Origin of the sequence: Ohessyouella blattaphilus, assembly GCF_024721265.1 — a bacterium.
Classification (GTDB): domain Bacteria; phylum Bacillota; class Clostridia; order Lachnospirales; family Lachnospiraceae; genus Aequitasia; species Aequitasia blattaphilus_A.
Window position 1 is genome coordinate 1 of the sequence record NZ_JAMXOC010000050.1, and the last position, 4,544, is coordinate 4,544.

The 4,544-nt window shown below is 45.3% G+C and carries 3 protein-coding genes; all 3 read left to right on the plus strand.

From position 1 onward, the window contains the following. On the plus strand, positions 1-415 hold a 415-nt coding region (locus NHH16_RS15060), incomplete at its 5' end, for a hypothetical protein (RefSeq protein ID WP_330643546.1). 41 nt (positions 416-456) lie between these two features. Next, positions 457-4,008: a DUF7601 domain-containing protein gene (locus NHH16_RS15065; RefSeq protein ID WP_262070414.1), complete on the plus strand. Its 3,552-nt coding sequence runs from the start codon at positions 457-459 to the stop codon at positions 4,006-4,008. Between the two features lies 1 nt (position 4,009). Then, on the plus strand, positions 4,010-4,544 hold a 535-nt coding region (locus tag NHH16_RS15070), incomplete at its 3' end, for a class B sortase (RefSeq protein ID WP_262070415.1).

Consider the following 4,544-nt stretch of genomic DNA (forward strand, 5'->3'; position numbering starts at 1 on the left):
AAAGGAAAAGTTGAAGATTCGCTATTATTCTCGGTATATGGATGATTTTCTTCTGCTACATGAGGATAAGGAATATTTGCAGTATTGCCTAATGGAGATACAGAATCATGTGGAACAGAGCTTAAAGTTAAGACTAAATCAGAAGACTGAGATAATTCCTGCGAGGCAAGGCGTAAGCTACTTAGGCTTTCGCTATCTATTGACAGCAAACGGTAAGGTGATTCGCCGACAGTTAGCACCAGCTAAGAAGAGAATGAAACAAAAGTTAAAGAAGTTAAAATGGGAATACCATGAGGGAACGATTGAATTAGAAAACATTAAGCAAAGTCTAGCTGGATTTACAGGGCATTTAAAGCATGGTCATACATATCAGCTTAGGAAAGCCATATTTAAAGACTTTGTTCTTACTCGATAGATGAATAGCAGGAGAGTATCAGCAAAAAAGGAGGAAGCAAGATGAGAGAAAAAGTTATGCAAGTAATCGGAGGGAGGATTAAAGGGTTTAGTATGCGCAAGCGTATCTTAAGCTTAGTGCTTTGCCTAGTTTGTGTGGTATCAGCGATTACCTCAGGCACTCTGACCTGGCTAGCGGTATCTGGGGCTAGCAATGAATTCTTTGGTACCAAGAGTGATTACCAAGTAGTCCTAGAGAAGAAGGAGAAGGATTTAGCGGGAGAAGCTACCGAGACAGGGGTCGCTGGTGCCGAGTTCTTTCTTTATAAGGTGTTAGAGGCAGAGCCGGAGACGACCAGACAGATAGGCGGTCGTTACGTAACCGATGCCGAGGGTTGTATCAAGGTGGAGGGACTCTTAGCCGGTTCTTATTTCTTCCGGGAGACGAACCCTTCCTATGGCTATGAATATGACCTAGAAGGTGAGGAGAAGATTACGCGCTATGACTTTGAGATTAATACAGAGACGGCAGATGCTACGGGGATGGTCAAAGTAGAAGCTTTCAATAGAAAGACGGCAAGTAGTCTAGCGCTTAGTAAAATTGTTGAGAATAAAGATGGCACCGCCGTTACAGAGGCGCAGCAAAGCCAGATCTTTGCTTTTACGGTAACCTTCGGGGATGGCAAGACCTACCCCTATACCTTGGTCGAGGGTGATACTCCTCAAGAATTAGTAGACGGTAAGCTTACCTTAAAGCATGGGGAGACGGCCACCTTTACCGGTGTTCCTATCGGGATTAGCTATACGGTGAAAGAAGCGGCGGTAGAGGGCTATGAGATTGTGGCAACCGACCATCACGGCAATATTAAGCCGGAGGGCAGTAAGGCTATCTTTAAGAACCGTGCCGGTGATGACCGGATGGGCAGCTTGATTGTGGCTAAGGAAGTAACCGGAAGTGGGGATACAACTCAGGACTTTACTTTTGCGGTAGAGCTCAGTGAGGACTTAGAGATGGATTACCACTATGACGTCTATGATAGTGCGGGAAAAGTCGCCGAGGGCGAGATTAAGTCAGGACAGAAGATTACCCTTAAGCATAATCAATGGGCGGTGTTCGTTAATCTTCCCGTAGGCACTATCTATAGTGTTAGTGAAGAAGCCACCGAGGGCTACACTCAGCAGTTCTTACATCAAGACGGCCAGATTATATCCGGAGGCAACCGCATTGATTTTGTGAACCACAAGGTAGAAGAAGGCTATGGAAAGCTGATTATTACTAAGAGTGTTAAGTCGAAAACAGCGACACCGGTAGATAAAGATAAAGCCTTCCACTTTAATATTCGCGTAGGCGAGCAAAGCTATACCTGCGACTTAAAAGATGGTGAGCGCTATGAAATCGACAGCATACCGGTAGGCACTCCTTATGAGGTAGTAGAGGATGACTACTACAGTGAGGGCTATGTCACAAAAGTAACCGGCACTAACGGTACGATGGTGGAAGGTGAAGTGATTGCAGCCTTTACCAATACTCTTACCGAGCCGCCAACAGAAGATACTTATGGGGATTTAATTCTGCGTAAGGTAGTTCCTGGAGCTGGTGATACTAAGGACTTTATCTTCTATGTAAAGGTCGGTAATAACGCTCCTGAAAGAGTTGTCTTAAAGAGCGGTGAAGAATATAAAGTTAGCGACATTCTTGTTGGTACTCCTTACCAGATTGTGGAGGATGATTATTATAGTGACGGTTATATTACCTCAAGCATCGGCGCCAGTGGCACCATAACCCAAGGCGAGTCCTTAGCTGAGTATACCAATGGTAAGAAGGCGACAGAAAAAGGCGACTTAGAAATCAGCAAAGAAGTACTTAAAGAGACCGGCGAGGAGCAAGAGTTTACCTTTAATATTTCTTTTAGCGATGGTAATGACTATCCTTATACCTTCGATGATGGTAAGCCTGAGGTTAGCGCCAGAGAAGAAGGCAGTCAAGAATTAGAAGAAGGTAAGTTCATCCTGATGAGCGGCGAGAAAGTAACCTTTAAGAACTTACCCGCAGGCGTAACTTACACCGTGGAAGAGGAAGCCAAAGAAGGATACCTTCAAGGGATTCTGACAAACACCGGAACCATTATTAAGAACGCCACCGTCAAAGTTGAGTATCGGAACGAAAAGGATGCTGGCCCTAAGGAAGTAGACCCGGAAGAGACTAGGTTAGTGATTAAGAAGCTGGTAGAAGGGGAAGGCGCCGACTTAGACAAGAGCTTTGACTTTGTCTTACAAGTAGATGATAAAGAACACGAGTTTAGCCTAAAGGCTAATGAAACGAAGATTGTTACATTACCAATCGGGGCAATCTATCATTTGGAAGAGAAGAATTATTTTGGCAATGGTTATCAGCTTACCTCCTTAACCAACGGCTTTGGTATCGCGAAGGACAGTGTGGTCGAAGTACACGCTACCAATACCTACGTAGGTACAGTTACTACTAGCGTGACCGGTACTAAGAGCTGGGTAGCCCCAGAGGGTGTATCACTACCAGCTGCCATTACCGTCTACCTAATGAAAGATGATCAAGTAGTCGCTGAAACCACTACGGATAAAGGCAGTGAGTGGAAGTATGAGTTTAAGAATGTTCCTAAGTACGATGACGATAAGAACGAAATCCTTTATACCGTCAAAGAAAAGCCAGTGGCTGGTTTTGTAAGCAGTGTAAACGGGACAAACCTAACCAATACCTATGTACAACCGGTAGCCCACGCCCTTCCAGAGGTGGAAAAGACCATTGAGGTAAAAGGTCAAGGCGAGGCTAAGGAGGCTACGTTTACCTTTGTACTAGAAGCGCAAAATGGTGCGCCAATGCCAAAGGATGAACAACTTGCCAAAGTACAGCTGAACGGCGAAGGTAAGATAAGCTTCCCGGAGATTACTTATACCTTGCCAGGGGTCTACACTTATAGCATTTATGAGGAAATAGGAGAAAGCGCAGGCTATACCTATGACGCTCGTGTCTATACCTACACCGTAACCGTTGAACGTAGCGGAAGCGGCGAGGATACCGTACTTACGGCAACAGGAGCGCTTACCCTTGGGGAAGAGGTTAATACGAAGATTTCCTTTACCAATATTTATGTACCTCAGGAAGAAGAGACCACCAGCTTTACGGTCAATAAAGTATGGGCAGGTACCATTAATAAGAACCAGCCAGATCACGTTATGGTTCAGCTTTATCGAAGCGGCGAAAAGGAAGGCGACCCGGTACGTTTAGATGAGAGCAACAACTGGACGCATACCTTTGCCAACCTTGATAAAGAAGGAACGTGGACGGTAGACGAGGTGCAGGTGCCAGTCGACTACATGAAGACGGTGGCTGCCAACGGCCAGCACGGGATGACGATTACCAATACCTATACTCCAGACGGTGAGACACCTACTAAGCCAGTGACCCCAAGCAACCCGGGCACCTCTGGCGGCGGTACGTCCTATAGCAGTGGGGTAACCACGCCGAAGACCAATGACCCAACGGCGATGACGCTTTGGTTTGTTATCTTAATATTAAGCCTAGGTGGTTTGCGGATGATTATCTTTAGGGAGCCGAAAAAGCCAGGTAAGAGAAAATAGGATGAAAGATAAGAAGAGAAGGCTATCACTAGGAATTATCATACGCCTAGTCCTAGCACTACTGTTAGTAGTGATTGCCAGTGTCAGCCTTTATAAGCTGACACTAGGTAATCGGGAGTACGCAAAAGAAAAGGAAGTACACCAGCAGGTCTTAGAATACCGCCCGGCGGCGAAAGAGCCTTTAGCTGCCGATGAGGAAGTAGATACTACCAATCCCCAGATTCTAGAGCTTAAGAAGATCAACCCGGATGTAGCCGGGTGGGTATATCTAAGGGATACCAGCATCGATTATCCATTTGTGATGGCAGGAGATTATAACGAGTATTTACGTACGGATATTTACGGTAATTATAGCCTTAGCGGTACGATTTTTACCGACTTTCGTTTTGGCGGCGACTTTAAAGGCTTTCAGACGATTTTATTCGGTCATAGTATGGATAACGGTTCTATGTTTATGGATTTATTGAATTTTCGAGACCGGGAGTATTTTAAAGCTCACCGGGAGGGCGTTATTTATTTGGAAAAAGAAACCCTGG